At 55.1% G+C, this 14,377-nt stretch carries 14 protein-coding genes, 1 pseudogene and 1 other annotated feature; of the genes and pseudogenes, 4 read left to right on the plus strand and 11 right to left on the minus strand.

The annotated features are described in order from the left end of the window. Window positions 1-21 precede the first annotated feature (21 nt). Genes yciA through LC417_RS02390 form a run of 4 tightly spaced genes read right to left on the minus strand, consistent with a single transcriptional unit; the run spans window position 22 to window position 2,272 of the window. Entirely contained in the window at window positions 22-444 is a 423-nt protein-coding gene (gene yciA / locus LC417_RS02375; protein WP_223565407.1) for an acyl-CoA thioester hydrolase YciA, read from the minus strand. 58 nt (window positions 445-502) lie between these two features. Continuing rightward, window positions 503-1,042, minus strand: a complete 540-nt coding sequence (locus tag LC417_RS02380) for a septation protein A (protein WP_010244416.1) — start codon at window positions 1,040-1,042, stop codon at window positions 503-505. Between the two features lie 51 nt (window positions 1,043-1,093). Beyond that, complete coding sequence (locus tag LC417_RS02385; protein ID WP_010244420.1) at window positions 1,094-1,828, minus strand: YciC family protein; 735 nt, start codon at window positions 1,826-1,828, stop codon at window positions 1,094-1,096. A gap of 27 nt (window positions 1,829-1,855) precedes the next feature. After that, window positions 1,856-2,272 (minus strand): YkgJ family cysteine cluster protein, encoded by a 417-nt coding sequence (locus LC417_RS02390; RefSeq protein WP_223565408.1) that lies wholly within the window; start codon window positions 2,270-2,272, stop codon window positions 1,856-1,858. Window positions 2,273-2,521: 249 nt separating this feature from the next. Here LC417_RS02390 and ompW point away from each other — a divergent pair, with 249 nt between their 5' ends. Further along, window positions 2,522-3,157, plus strand: coding sequence for an outer membrane protein OmpW (gene ompW, locus LC417_RS02395; protein WP_029519099.1), 636 nt, complete (start codon window positions 2,522-2,524; stop codon window positions 3,155-3,157). Between the two features lie 57 nt (window positions 3,158-3,214). On the opposite strand, the gene LC417_RS02400 is transcribed toward ompW, so the two are convergent. From LC417_RS02400 to LC417_RS02425, 6 genes and pseudogenes are all read right to left on the minus strand, one after another. Continuing rightward, on the minus strand, window positions 3,215-3,529 hold the full coding sequence (locus LC417_RS02400) for a BON domain-containing protein (protein WP_010244430.1): 315 nt from the start codon (window positions 3,527-3,529) through the stop codon (window positions 3,215-3,217). A 149-nt stretch (window positions 3,530-3,678) separates the two neighbouring features. Beyond that, the gene (trpA, locus tag LC417_RS02405; protein ID WP_010244433.1) at window positions 3,679-4,482 is read right to left on the minus strand and encodes a tryptophan synthase subunit alpha; all 804 of its coding nucleotides are present in this window, start codon (window positions 4,480-4,482) and stop codon (window positions 3,679-3,681) included. After that, the gene (gene trpB, locus LC417_RS02410; protein ID WP_010244436.1) at window positions 4,482-5,672 is read right to left on the minus strand and encodes a tryptophan synthase subunit beta; all 1,191 of its coding nucleotides are present in this window, start codon (window positions 5,670-5,672) and stop codon (window positions 4,482-4,484) included. Before trpB ends, trpA begins: the two co-directional genes overlap by 1 nt. 46 nt (window positions 5,673-5,718) lie before the next feature. Next, window positions 5,719-7,080, minus strand: a complete 1,362-nt coding sequence (trpCF, locus tag LC417_RS02415; protein ID WP_010244438.1) for a bifunctional indole-3-glycerol-phosphate synthase TrpC/phosphoribosylanthranilate isomerase TrpF — start codon at window positions 7,078-7,080, stop codon at window positions 5,719-5,721. Between the two features lie 2 nt (window positions 7,081-7,082). After that, window positions 7,083-8,677 (minus strand): annotated as a pseudogene (gene trpD / locus LC417_RS02420) (bifunctional anthranilate synthase glutamate amidotransferase component TrpG/anthranilate phosphoribosyltransferase TrpD). Beyond that, complete coding sequence (locus LC417_RS02425) at window positions 8,677-10,242, minus strand: anthranilate synthase component 1 (protein WP_010670253.1); 1,566 nt, start codon at window positions 10,240-10,242, stop codon at window positions 8,677-8,679. The pseudogene trpD and the gene LC417_RS02425 overlap by 1 nt, the downstream one beginning before the upstream one ends. Before the next feature lie 23 nt (window positions 10,243-10,265). Next, window positions 10,266-10,367 (minus strand) — a sequence feature (Trp leader region). Between the two features lie 120 nt (window positions 10,368-10,487). On the opposite strand from LC417_RS02425, the gene LC417_RS02430 reads away from it, so the two are divergent. Beyond that, complete coding sequence (locus LC417_RS02430; RefSeq protein ID WP_181955249.1) at window positions 10,488-11,405, plus strand: PHP domain-containing protein; 918 nt, start codon at window positions 10,488-10,490, stop codon at window positions 11,403-11,405. A 12-nt stretch (window positions 11,406-11,417) separates the two neighbouring features. Beyond that, the gene (locus LC417_RS02435; RefSeq protein WP_003853883.1) at window positions 11,418-12,038 is read left to right on the plus strand and encodes an L-threonylcarbamoyladenylate synthase; all 621 of its coding nucleotides are present in this window, start codon (window positions 11,418-11,420) and stop codon (window positions 12,036-12,038) included. Between the two features lie 10 nt (window positions 12,039-12,048). Here LC417_RS02435 and LC417_RS02440 read toward each other — a convergent pair whose 3' ends face one another. Further along, on the minus strand, window positions 12,049-12,696 hold the full coding sequence (locus tag LC417_RS02440) for a hypothetical protein (RefSeq protein WP_010244455.1): 648 nt from the start codon (window positions 12,694-12,696) through the stop codon (window positions 12,049-12,051). 779 nt (window positions 12,697-13,475) lie between these two features. Here LC417_RS02440 and rluB point away from each other — a divergent pair. Next, window positions 13,476-14,366, plus strand: a complete 891-nt coding sequence (gene rluB, locus LC417_RS02445) for a 23S rRNA pseudouridine(2605) synthase RluB (protein WP_010670251.1) — start codon at window positions 13,476-13,478, stop codon at window positions 14,364-14,366. The last annotated feature ends 11 nt before the right edge of the window (window positions 14,367-14,377 follow it).

Genomic DNA, 14,377 nt, shown 5'->3' on the forward strand with positions numbered 1-14,377 from the left:
TGAAACAGCCTGACCTGTTTTTCATTCGCCGGGTTGCTGGTTAGCGCGACCGGCTGGCAGAGGACGGGAATTACCCTCATTGTCGACCGCCACATAAATAAACTCCGCTTCCGTCGCAATGTAAGTTTGTCCAATCGGCTCAGACGACACTTTTTTGATCCACACTTCCACATTAATCGTCATGGAACTGTTGCCGGTACGAAGACAGCTCGCATGGCAGCTCACCACATCGCCCACCGCGACGGGCTTCATAAATGACATGCCGTCGACGCGAACCGTCACCACGCGTCCTTCAGCGATCTCTTTCGCCAGGATAGCGCCACCCATATCCATCTGTGACATCAGCCAGCCACCAAAAATATCGCCGTTGGCGTTGGTGTCTGCTGGCATGGCGAGCGTACGCAGCACCATTTCGCCTTTCGGCAATGTATGTTTTTCGCCCATTGCTTCCACTTCTATGCAGGTGAATGCTAAAAAAATGCCCGGCGGACCGGGCAGATGATTATTTTTGTTCCTGCTGCGGCATCTGTCGCCAGATGTAAAGCCCGCTGAGCAGGGTAAACAGTAAGGTCAGACCGGAGAGACCGAACACTTTAAAGTTAACCCAAAACGCCTGAGATAACCAAAAGGCGACATAGATGTTTACCAGGCCGCAGATAAAGAAGAACAGCGCCCAGGCAACGTTGAGCCTGCGCCAGACCGCGTCGGGCAGCTGCAGCTCTTTGCCCAGCATGCGCTGAATCAGCGTCTGCTCCATAAACCACTGGCTGTAGAGCAGGGCGGCGGCAAACAGGCTGTAGATAACCGTGACTTTCCACTTAATGAACTCATCGTTGTGGAACACCAGCGTCAGGGTGCCAAAAACCGCCACCAGCACAAAGGTGAAAATCGTCATCTTTTCCAGCTTGCGATAGAGCACCCAGCTGACAACCAGCGCCAGACCGGTCGCGACAATCAGCGCGCCCGAGGCGACAAAAATGTCATACAGCTTGTAGAAGATGAAAAAGACCACCAGGGGAAGAAAGTCGAGTAGCTGCTTCATAGTTTTTCCATTCAGAGTTGGCTGCAAATGTGCCCGAAGGCACATCGTCAATCAACGTAACAGCATATAGAGCCGATAAAGATAGATAATCAACATCGCCGAAACCACATTGCCTGCCGCGGTGAAAATCACCGACGAGACATTCAGCGGTAAAACCGTCAGCGAAGAGAAGAACAGCATCACCACCACTTTGGCCAGCAGCCAGAGCAGAATAGCGGGGGCAATCAGCTTCACATTCTTCCACGCCATCCGCATGCTGGCCCGCATGGCGGCAAAGACACCCATCTTCTCACTGGCCACCATCACCGGAGCCAGCGACAGCAGAATCGTCAGCAGAATGCCTGGCACCACCAGCACCATAAAGCCCAGCTGCGCCACCAGCGTCATCAGGAAGGTGAGCAGCAGCAGCTTTGGCAGCAGCGGCGCTGAAGCACCAATCGCCCGCAACGCACTGACACGCTGGCCGGAAGAGACCATCGGGATCAGATAGAGCATTCCGCCAAGCAGCAGCGTGTTCCCCATCAGCGCAGCGAAGGTGCTGGCCGCCGAGGCGCGCAGCAGCACCTGCTGCTGTTCCGGTGACATATTCTGCACCATCTCAAACAGCGAACCGGCGCTATCGTCACCCTGTTGCAGGAGGGCCATCTGATCGGCACCTGGCGTCAGCACATGCACCAGCATGACGGTGATAAAAGCGGCCAGCAGCGACATCAACAGCACCGTAGCCAGTTGATGGCGCGCGAAATTTCCTGTGTCACGGTATAACGAGCTTGCCGTGATAGACATGTACACTCCTTTGAGGAACCGGGTTAATTAACCCGGCGATTGTACATGTTCTGACAGCTCGCGGGCACCCGCTGCGGCATAACTTTCTGTCATGACAGGTAAAGATGGAGAAAAAAGGGCGGGAAGACCATAGCGGGCGCGGGCGCGATCGCAGGCTTCATTGTGGATACCCGCTTCGCCCGTCATCGAAAATTCCCGACAGGGCGTCGGACGTTGTTCGTAAATTCCGCAGGAGACACAGCCGCCAATCTCGCCCTCAAGGGCAACGCAGCGCGGCGCGCGATCGTTCGTTCCACGCATATTGCGCATTAACAGACTGAGCGGTTCGGTTAATGCGGTCGGCACCGGGCCGCCGGCATCATCGGCTTCGGCCCAGTAAAATGAGACGCGGAAATGGGCGCAGCAGGCGCCACAGCTGACACAAGGGTTAGTTATTTCACTCATTTGATCACCCGCCCCTCCCAGGGCATCGAACCAAAATCACCAGAGAAGATAAGCAAAATAGGCCTGGCGAAATTATTCAGCAAGGGGAATTTTGCTGCGCCAGCCTGAGCCGAAATTGATCTAAATCAATTCATTGTTTTTTAAGTAATTTATCTGAAGGGTACAGAGTGCAATTTTCTGTAAATCACGTTAAATATTTGCCAGCAAAAAGCGATGACGTTCGCGACATTAACATTAAGCAAAGGAGTGATGATGAAACTGGCAAAATGCGCGATGCTGCTGGCTCTGGCTTTCCCTCAGCTGTCGATGGCCCACGAAGCAGGCGACTTCTTTATGCGTGCCGGTAGTGCCACCGTCCGGCCCACCGAAGGTTCCGATAATGTGTTAGGGATGGGCGAGTTCAGCGCATCCAACGACACGCAGCTGGGCCTGACCTTTACTTACATGGCAACGGACAACATTGGTGTCGAATTACTGGCCGCCACACCGTTCCGTCACAAAGTGGGCCTGGGCCCGACCGGAACACTGGCAACAGTACGCCAGTTACCGCCTACGCTGATGGCGCAGTACTACTTCTTTGACAGCAAGAGCAAAGCGCGTCCTTACGTTGGCGTGGGTATCAACTACACCACCTTTTACGATGCCGATTTCAATCAAACGGGCCGCGATGCGGGCCTGACCGATCTCAGCGTGAAGGATTCCTGGGGTGTGGCGGGTCAGGTCGGTCTGGATTATCAGATTAACCGTGACTGGATGCTGAATGCGTCGGTGTGGTACATGGATATTGATACGGAAGTGAAGTTTAAAGCGGGTGGCGAGCAGCAGAATATCAATATGCGCATCGATCCCTGGGTCTTCTTCTTCGGAGCGGGTTACCGTTTCTGAGGATAAAGATAATAAAAAAGCCGCTGAATCAGCGGCCTTTTTTTGTCTGTTAAGACGTTATTTGATCTGCATATTGTTAACAACGGACTTCACGCCCGCCACGCTGCGCGTAACCTGAACGGCACGGTTAGCCATCTGTGGTGATGAAACAAAACCGCTCAGCTGAACTTTACCTTTGAAGGTTTCTACGTTGATTTCAGTTGATTTCAGCGAGTCATCTTTCAGCAGTTCACCTTTAACTTTTGTGGTCACCACGGTGTCATCAATATAGCCACCGGTTCCCTCTTTGGTTGCGGTTGGCGCACAGGCGCTCAGTGTCAGCGCAACCACGCCCGCCAGTACAGCACCTGTCAGCAGTTTAACGAATTTCATTGCTTTCTCTCCCTGTCACAAAATGGATGCGACGTTACCGTAACGGCGCATTGTCATTGTGGTGCAGATTTTGCAAAAAGGGCAAATGGGGGAATGAAAAAAAAGGAAACAAATCATGCCTTATCGCGCGATAAGGCATGCTGGCAGGATTAACGGCTGGCGGCTTTAAGACGGCTGACAAAGTTCTTCAGCTCGCTCAGCATCACCTCAGGCTCTGAATGATGTTTTTCGATGATTCTGACAATCGCAGAGCCGGAGATCGCGCCCGCAGCGCCCGCGGCGATCGCTTCCTTAACCTGTTCAGGCTCAGAGATACCAAAGCCCTGCAGCGGCGGGGCTGCATGGTATTCACGCAGCTTGTCGATCAGATGCTGCAACGGCAGGCTGGCGCGGTTTTCAGCACCGGTCACGCCCGCGCGCGACAGCAGGTAGGTGTAACCCCGTCCGTGTGAAGCGATCTCGCGCAGCAGCTCATCGCTGGCGTTAGGCGGACAGATGAAGATGGGTGCTATGCCATGACGCAGCGCCGCCTGACGGAAGGGCGCGGACTCTTCAACGGGCACATCCGCCACCAGCACCGAATCCACACCCGCCTCTGCACAACGGGCATAGAACTCATCCACACCGTTGGTGAAGACCAGATTGGCGTACATCAGCAATCCAATCGGCAGATCCGGATACTTACGGCGGATAGTGGCCAGCATTTCAAAGCATTGGCTGGTGTTGGTGCCCGCCGCAAAGGCGCGTAACGTCGCATTCTGGATGGTCGGGCCATCTGCAAGGGGATCGGAAAAGGGAATACCCAGCTCCAGTGCATCCGCGCCTCCTTCAACCAGGGCATCAATCACACGCAGTGAAAGCTCCGGTGACGGATCGCCCAGCGTAACAAAAGGAACGAAAGCCCCTTCGTTATTCGCTGACAGCCGCGTAAACAGTTGATTGTAACGTTCCATCAGATTTCTCCCTGCGCTGTCAAAATGTCATGAACGGTGAAAATATCTTTGTCGCCGCGGCCAGAGAGGTTGACCACAATCAACTGCTCTTTTTCCGGCTCGGCCTGAATCATCTTCATGGCGTGCGCCAGGGCGTGGGATGACTCCAGCGCCGGAATGATACCTTCATCGCGACAGAGCTGTTTAAAGGCGGCCAGCGCTTCGTTATCGGTGATGGAGACATATTCCGCACGACCAATGCTGTTCAGGTGCGCATGCTGCGGGCCTACCGACGGGAAGTCGAGGCCGGCAGAGATCGAGTAAGACTCCTCAATCTGGCCATCATGGGTCTGCATCATCGGCGATTTCATACCGAAGTAGATGCCGACGCGACCGTGCTTGAGCGGTGCGCCATGCTCGCCGGTCTCAATGCCGTGGCCCGCAGGCTCTACGCCGATCAGCTTCACGCTGGTCTCATCGATAAAGTCGGCAAACATGCCGATGGCATTGGAGCCGCCGCCCACACAGGCGAGGATCGCATCGGGCAGACGCCCCTCTCTTTCCAGAATCTGCTTTTTAGTCTCTTCGCCAATCATGCGCTGGAACTCACGCACAATCGTCGGGAAGGGATGCGGACCCGCTGCGGTGCCGAGCATATAGTGTGATGTCTCGTAGCTGCCAGACCAGTCGCGCAGTGCTTCATTACAGGCATCTTTCAGCGTGGCGGAGCCGCTGTGCACCGGGATCACTTCTGCGCCCATCAGACGCATACGGAAGACGTTGGGTGACTGACGCTCCACATCTTTTGCGCCCATATAGATGCGGCATTTCATGCCCAGCAGCGCACAGGCCAGCGCTGAAGCTACGCCGTGCTGACCCGCACCGGTTTCGGCAATGATTTCGTTTTTGCCCATGCGTTTGGCTAACAACGCCTGACCCAGCACCTGGTTGGTCTTGTGCGCGCCACCGTGCAGCAGATCTTCACGCTTAAGATAGAGGCGGGTTTTGGTGCCTTTAGTCAGGTTTTTGCACAGCGTCAGGGCGGTAGGCCGACCCGCATAGTTCTTCAGCAGGTCGGTAAACTCGGCCTGAAACTCAGGATCTTTCTGGGCGTCGACAAACGCCTGTTCCAGCTGGCGCAGGGCTGGCATCAGGATTTGCGGAACATACATTCCGCCAAATTCGCCAAAGTAGGGATTAAGTAACGTCATTTTTTATCTTCCTTTCTCGGGCCCGCCGTTGAGCAGGCCAGGCAAATCAGTAGGCTCGCAGTGTCTGAAACACAGCGGCAATTTTACGGGCATCTTTGATGCCAGGCGCGCTTTCCACGCCAGAGTTGAAGTCCAGGCCGGCACAGCCGAGCTGCGCGGCTTCAACACAGTTATCCGCGCTCAGGCCACCGGCCAGCAGAACATTGTTGAGCGTCTGTCCCTGCAACAGCGACCAGTCGAAACGCTGTCCGGTTCCACCGTCGCCATTATCAAACACATAACGGTCAACATGAGGCCAGTCGCGCGCCGGCAAGGTGCCTTCAATGCGCAGCGCCTTCCAGATTTGAATCTCTGCTGGCAGAGCCGCACGCAGTTCAGCCACAAACGCCGGCGTCTCGTTGCCATGCAGCTGCACCGCAGAGAGTGAAAGCGCACCGGCTTGCGTGACAATGTCACTCATAGCGGCATTGCGGAACACGCCGACGTAGCGCAGCGGGGCCGCAGCGATAACGGTCTGCGCCGTAGCGGTGTCAATCTGGCGCGGGGAACCTTCCGCGAAGATCAGCCCACCATAGATTGCCCCGGCTTCATAGGCGGCACGCGCATCTTCGGCACGGGTCAGGCCGCACACTTTATTGCTGCCCAGCGTGACCCGACGCACCGCTGCGGTCAGGTCGGCTTCTTCCATCAGTGCAGAACCAATCAGGAAGCCGTTGGCAAAATGGCTCAGCTCGCGAATATCGGCATAGCTGTTAATGCCTGATTCGCTGATTACCGTGACGCCGTGTGACAGGCGCGGTGCCAGCTGACGGGTGCGGTTAAGATCGATAGAGAGGTCACGCAGATCGCGGTTGTTGATACCCACGACTTTGGCCTGCAGCGCGATAGCCCGCTCCAGTTCCTCTTCATTGCTTACTTCAGTCAGAATGCCCATCTTCAGGCTGTGCGCCACAGCGGCCAGCTGACGATACTGCTCGTCATCCAGCACTGACAGCATCAGCAGAATCGCATCCGCCTGGTAGTAACGGGCCAGATAGATCTGATAGGGGTCGATGATAAAATCTTTGCACAGCACCGGCTGGGTGATGGCCGCGCTGACAATCGGCAGAAAGGCGAAGTCGCCCTGAAAATATTTCTCATCGGTCAGCACAGATACCGCGGAAGCGTAGTGGCGGTAGACCCCGGCAATGGCGGCTGGATCGAAATCCTCACGAATAATGCCTTTCGAGGGAGAGGCCTTTTTACACTCCAGGATAAACGCGGTTCTTGCACCCTGCAGCGCGTCGTAGAAATGACGGCTGGCAGGTTCAATGCTGTTCTGAAAGGTAGAGAGAGGCTGCTGCTGCTGACGGGCTTCAACCCAAATCGCTTTGTCCTGAACAATTTTTTCTAACACGGTGCCTTTCATGATTATCCTCTTGCTGCCAGTGCGACGACACGCTCATAAGCCTGTCCGCTGCGGATGGCGTTAAGCGCCTGCTGTGCGTTTTCACGCAGATCTTCCTGACCGAATACTTTAAGCAACATCGCCACGTTGACGGCGACGGCCTCCTCATGGGCCTGCTGGCCATTACCCTGGAGTAAAGAGGTCAGAATGTCACGATTTTCTTCCGGCGTGCCGCCCGCCAGCGCCTCTTTGGGATGGAAGCCAAAACCAAAGTCCTCTGGCGAGAGCTGATAGCGCGTAATTTCACCTTCACGCAGTTCGGCCACATGGGTCACGTCGTGCAGCGCCACCTCATCCATTCCGCCACCGTGAACCACCGCCGCGCGCTGATAACCCAGCACTTTCAGCGTCTGGGCAATCGGCATCACCAGTTCCGGGCTGTAGACGCCAATCACCGCCAGTGGCGGGCGTGCCGGATTGATCAGCGGGCCCAGCACGTTAAACAGCGTACGGGTCTTAAGCTGCTGGCGGACCGGCATCGCGTGGCGAAAACCGGTGTGATACTGCGGCGCAAACAGGAAGCAGACATTCAGATCGTCCAGCGCCTGGCGCGCCCGGTCAGCGGGCATATCGAGATTGATGCCAAAGGCGGCCAGCAGATCGGAGGAGCCCGATTTGCTGGAGACGCTGCGGTTGCCGTGCTTCGCCACTTTCAGACCGCAGGTCGCAGCGACAAAGGCGCTGGCAGTCGAGATATTAATGCTGTTACTGCCATCGCCGCCGGTGCCCACAATGTCGGCAAACGCATAATCAGGGCGGGGAAAAGGTTTGGCATCTTCCAGCAGTGCGGTGGCGGCTCCGGCGATCTCTTCCGGCGTTTCACCGCGCACTTTCATGGCGATCAACGCGGCAGCGAGCTGCGTTGGCTCCAGCTGTCCGGTAATGATGGCGCTGAACAGCTGATGACTCTCAGCCTGATTCAGCGTCTGCGCCTGGTAAAGTTTTTCCAGTGTCTGTTGCATGTTTATTCTCCCTGTTACTTCGCCAGCGCCCAGGCCAGCGTCTGCTCAAGCAGGCGCGCGCCCTGAGAAGTCAAAATCGATTCAGGATGGAACTGAAACCCGCATACGCGATCGGTTTCATGGCGAACGGCCATCACCATCCCGTTGTAACTGGCGTTCACCGTCAGCTCTTCCGGCGTGTTGCTGCCCACCAGCGAGTGATAGCGCGCCACCGGCAGCGGATTGCTCAGACCGGCAAACATCGCCTCGCCGTCATGGTCGATTGAAGAGGCTTTGCCGTGCAGGATCTCGCCTGCCTGGCCCACATGGCCGCCATAGGCTTCGACAATCGCCTGGTGACCCAGACAGATACCGATAATTGGCAGACGACCACGCAGCACCCGCAGCAGCTCCGGCATACAGCCAGCATCTTTTGGCGCGCCGGGACCGGGAGAGAGCATCAGCACCGGGTTCTCCATCCGCTGCAGCTGTTCAATAAGCAGTTCGGCGGGCAGGTTGTTGCGGTAAATCACCACGTTGTGACCAAAGGTCCGCAGCTGATCAACCAGGTTATAGGTAAAAGAGTCGATGTTATCGAGCAGCAGAATATCGGCCATCAGAAGATCTCCTTGCAGTGATGGGCAGTCGCGATAGCGCGCAGTACGGCGCGCGCTTTGTTGCGGCTTTCATCAGCTTCAGCCTGCGGATTAGAATCCAGCACCACACCAGCGCCCGCCTGAACGGTGGCGACGCCATCTTCTACATAGGCGGAGCGGATAACGATACAGGTATCGAGATCGCCCTGGGCGGTGAAGTAGCCCACCGCGCCGCCGTAGCTGCCGCGACGGGTGCGTTCAGCCCCGGCAATCAACTGCATGGCGCGAACTTTTGGTGCTCCGCTCAGCGTGCCCATGTTCATACAGGCACGATAAGCGTGCAGCACATCGAGATCCGCGCGCAGCGTACCCACCACGCGGGAAACCAGATGCATCACAAACGAGTAGCGGTCGACTTTGGTCAGGTCAGCCACGTAACGGCTGCCGGGCACGCAGATACGTGCCAGATCGTTACGCGCCAGATCCACCAGCATCAGATGCTCAGCCAGCTCTTTATGGTCGGTACGCATCTCCAGCTCAATGCGGCTGTCGAGATCGCGGTCCAGTGAGCCATCAGCATGGCGGCCACGCGGGCGGGTACCGGCAATCGGGTAGATCTCAATCTGACGGGAGGTGGCGTCATACTTCAGCGAACTCTCCGGCGACGCGCCAAACAATGAGAAATCCTGATCCTGCATGAAAAACATGTAGGGGCTGGGATTGCTGTTTTTCAGTGTCTCATAAGCAGCCAGCGGCGACGGGCACGGCAGCGAGAAGCGACGTGACGGCACGACCTGGAAAATTTCGCCGATGCGAACCGCCTGCTGAAGGGTGCGTACTACGTCGCAATACTCTTCATCACTCTGGCTGGTGGTCAGCGTCATCTGTTCTACCGGCTGGACCGGCAGAGCCGGTGCCGGCTGCAGCATCTGGCCGTGCAACTGCTCGATGCGGCGCTGCAGGCGCTGGAACTCGCTGGTGGACGGGCAGAACAGGCTGGCCTGCAGACGCGCACTGCGGGTCTGGTGATCGATCACCAGTAAGGTTTCTGCCAGGTAAAAACAGTAGTCAGGGCAGCGTTGCTGATTATCCAGCTCCGGCAGGGTTTCAAAACCGGCAACCAGATCATAAGCAAACAGGCCACCCAGCAGCACGGCTTCGCGCTCATCGGCAGGGGAGTTGACCAGTTGTGGAATCAGACGCAAAGCATCAAACACCGACAGTGCCTTGAGGCGGGAATCTTCATCCTGCTGATGGTCGGTGCTTTGCGGGAAAGTCAGCTCGCGTCCATCGGGACGAACCTGATTGCTGACCGACGCAGGCAGGGCCTCATCCAGCAGCGGCAGCAGGGCGCGGCCATTTTCTGACAACGCCTGAACGGTGACATTGTTGCCCATTGCGCTGACGCGCAGCGCGCTGTCGACAATCAGCAGGCTTTTTAAGTTGCGCTTGCTGTCGATGTCAGCGGATTCAAGCAGCAGGGTTGCCGGACGTGCGCCGCACAGCTGGTGAAACACTGCGGCCGGATCTTCGCGGTAGGGTGCGGTGCCGGTAATCAACTTCACTGTAGGTTTCGCATTTGGCATGATGATTTCTCTGAATTTCGCTCAAAAAAAAGCCCGCTCGGTGGCGGGCTCAGGTATTAGCACAGCGTTTACGCAAAGTGTGCACGACCCTGTCGCCCGTTTTCGGGAACATTGCGCCAACCGTTTAAATGCGTGATTACAACAGCCATGATTGAATACCCGTTACGTGTGAACTTGTGTACTAGTTAACGGGTTCAGAGCGGAAATGTCAATACACTTTTTCACTGACCGTGAAAATCGTTATCATGCTGGCCGGTTTAGTTTTTGCAGGAGTTCTCTTGAGCGATATCGCCCGTTTCCCGGTTTATGATTTACACAGCCACACGCGTGCCTCCGATGGCTTACTGACGCCAGCCGCCCTGGTGCAGCGAGCGGTTGAGATGCGCGTCGGCGTACTGGCGATCACCGATCACGACAGCGTTGCAGGGGTTGATGAAGCGCAGCAAACGGCAATCGATTACGATTTACCGATAAAAGTGCTGGCGGGCGCAGAAATCTCCACCCTGTGGGAAAACCATGAGATTCACATCGTGGGACTGAACATTGATATCCGCCATCCGGCGATGGTGGCGTTTCTGGCCGGACAACATGCCTGTCGGCAAGCACGTGCAGAAGAGATTGGTGAGCGACTGGCGAAGGCACGTATCCCGGATGCGCTGGCGGGAGCCACGCGACTGGCTGATGGCGGCATCATTACCCGCGGTCACTTTGCCCGCTTCCTGATTGAGCAGGGTAAAGCAGAGAATATGGCGCAGGTGTTCAAAAATTATCTGGCGCGTGGCAAAACCGGTTACGTGCCGCCACAATGGTGTACAATTAAACAAGCTATTGATGCTATTCATCATTCTGGTGGCTGCGCCGTGCTGGCGCATCCTGGCCGTTACGGTTTATCGGCAAAGTGGCTCAAACGGCTGGTCGCCCATTTCCGCGAAGCGGGCGGTGATGCGATGGAAGTCGCGCAGTGCCAGCAGCCACCTAATGAGCGCACGACGCTGGCGCAATACGCCAGAGATAATGAACTGGCCGCATCACAAGGTTCTGATTTTCATCAACCCTGTCCGTGGATTGAACTGGGCCGCAAACTCTGGCTGCCCGCGGCGGTTGAGCCGGTCTGGGAACGCTTCCCGGATCTGGCTCCCAGCCTGGCAATCACGGAAAGGTGACACGAGGTTTCTATGAGTCAATTGTTTCATATTCATCCGGACAACCCGCAGCCCCGCCTGATTAATCAGGCGGTTGACTACCTGAACAAAGGCAGCGTCATTGTTTATCCAACCGATTCCGGCTATGCGCTGGGCTGTCGGCTGGAGGAGAAGGGCGCGATGGAGCGTATCTGTCGTATCCGTCAGCTCGACGGGCACCACAACTTTACCCTGATGTGCCGGGATCTCTCTGAGCTGTCGGTCTATTCGCAGGTGGGCAACTCAGCGTTTCGCCTGCTGAAAAACAACACGCCAGGCAACTACACCTTTATTCTCAAGGCGACCAAAGAGGTGCCGCGCCGCCTGATGAATGAAAAACGTAAGACCATTGGTCTGCGCGTGCCCTCTAATCCCGTGGCGCTGGCGCTGCTGGAAGCACTGAATCAGCCGATGATGTCGACCTCATTAATTCTGCCGGGCAACGATTTCACCGAGTCCGATCCGGAAGAGATCCAGCACAGCATCGGCAAGCTGGTCGATCTGATTATCGACGGCGGCACGCTGGGCCAGCAGCCGACCACGGTGGTCGATCTGACCACCGATGCGCCGGAAATTGTGCGTGAAGGGGTGGGCGATACCCGCCCGTTCCTGTAAGCCCTCAGGCTCAGGCACCGCGTGTCGGTGTCTGGGCCAGATTCGACTCTAACCAGCTTTTGAACTGGCCGTAAGGAATATAAAGTGACACATCTTTCAGGATCACTTTGTTATTACGCCCATTTTTAATCGAGTCAGAATAGCCAACAATCACGCCGCCCAGCGTATCATCACGGTTATAAACGCCGCCGCCCGACATCCCCTGAACAACACCTGCATTGGAGGCCATGGCTATACAGGGACTTTTATTCCAGTTATTCCGAATAGCCGTACGGGCTAAATTAACTCCGGTCGATTCAACCGGCATCGCTGAAATAAAACTGTAGCCATACATTTTAACCGGATCGCCGATGTCGCTGCTGCGGAACTTAGTCAGCGTGCTGGCGTCATTCTTGTGATAAATAATCGCAAGGTCGCAATAAGGGTGATAAGACTTGACGCGCTGCACGGCAGTTTTGGCAACGTGCGCAGCTGTCAGGCTATATTCAGGCGTCAGAGGAATGCTGGTGCCCAGTGTGCCGAGACCGAGGATCGTCGGAATGCCAGTCACGCTCATATCTACGTGCTGCATCGCCGTACGACTGTACTCAGTGTGGCCCACAGAACACCCGCTCAGCACCAGTGCAGCAAGCACCGGGCACAGCAACAGGTTTTTCATGATGGGTTTCTTTATTCAGGCATGTCGGGAAATCCCTGGTGAAGATTTTTGACATGCAAGCAAGGTTCATCACTGAACCGTATTAACGCAACAACTCCGGATGCGCCGGTTTATTGGATTAATCTAAAAAGACTATTTTTATAAACGAATAACAAAAGCCGGACTTCATTGTTGCAAGACCCCTCTGTCGTGAGTCCTGCTTTTTATTGTGCTACAGGAATAAAGTATATCAGCTTAATAGTGTCGTACAATTTATTAAAGCTAATAAGAATCAAATGTCCTTGAAAATAAGGCCTTAAATAAATCTGCGTTAGAAAAAATCTGGGTTTTTTGTATTTACCGAGCGGTTATAATGGATTAAGTCATTAAAACAGTTTTTTGTGCTAACTTTAATGTTTTTTTAAGAAGAATAAAAGCAAGGGAAAACCAGCGAAAGTGTAAGATAGTGTTAAGGTTTTTATCACCAGAACATTACGTTGATGAAACTAAAGTGGTTAGAAAATTTAATTGTCATCAGCTATAAAGTTTTTAATACATGCATTTTATTAATCTTATTCCTGTCAGATGCACGGGGATTATTTAAATCAGCGTCAGATATTATCAGATCTAAAACTATCAGAGGCTGACCCTTCTTAATTCGCTTCAGACCCACTCATAAAGCGCGTTACTTCAGGGGTAAATGCCTGTATAATGGGGCCGAATTAATAGGTTAACCTGTTGATTCAGAAAGAATTATCACCCTACCGTGACGCCTGGGAAGGCGACAAAGAGGAAGCTCAATGAGCGAAAAGTTACAGAAAGTCTTAGCGCGTGCCGGTCATGGCTCGCGTCGTGAAATCGAATCAATGATTGCCGCTGGCCGTGTCAGCGTCGACGGCAAGATCGCCACCCTGGGCGACCGCGTTGAAAGCAGCAAATCTCTGAAAATCCGTATTGATGGCCATCTGGTCTCGATTGCTGAATCAGCAACCGAAGTTTGCCGCGTGCTGGCTTACTACAAACCAGAAGGTGAACTCTGTACCCGCAGCGATCCTGAAGGGCGCCCAACGGTATTTGACCGTCTGCCTCGTCTGCGCGGTTCACGCTGGATTGCCGTTGGCCGTCTGGATGTGAACACCTGTGGTCTGATGCTCTTCACCACTGACGGTGAACTGGCGAACCGCCTGATGCATCCGAGCCGTGAAGTGGAACGTGAATATGCGGTGCGCGTCTTTGGTCAGGTCGACGATGATAAAATTCGTCAGCTGAGCAAGGGCGTTCAGCTGGAAGATGGCCCGGCTGCCTTTAAAACCCTGAAATTTGGCGGTGGAGAAGGGATCAACCAGTGGTACAACGTGACCCTGACCGAAGGACGCAACCGTGAAGTGCGTCGTTTATGGGAAGCGGTCGGCGTGCAGGTCAGTCGTCTGATGCGTGTTCGCTACGGCGATATCACCTTACCAAAAGGCCTGCCACGCGGTGGCTGGACCGAACTGGATCTGCCTGCGGTTAACTACCTGCGTAATCTGGTGGAGATGGATGATGAAACGGTTACCAAACTGGTGGTCGAAAAAGATCGTCGTCGCACCAAAGCGAACCAGATTCGTCGTGCCGTGAAACGTCACAGTAAAGTGAGCAGCACCCCACGTGCACCACGCCGCAATCCGGGCAGCAAACGTAACTCCGGTTAATCACGTTGCCC

This window comes from Pantoea sp. OVA07A, from assembly GCF_019969975.1.
GTDB classification, from domain to species: domain Bacteria; phylum Pseudomonadota; class Gammaproteobacteria; order Enterobacterales; family Enterobacteriaceae; genus Pantoea; species Pantoea agglomerans.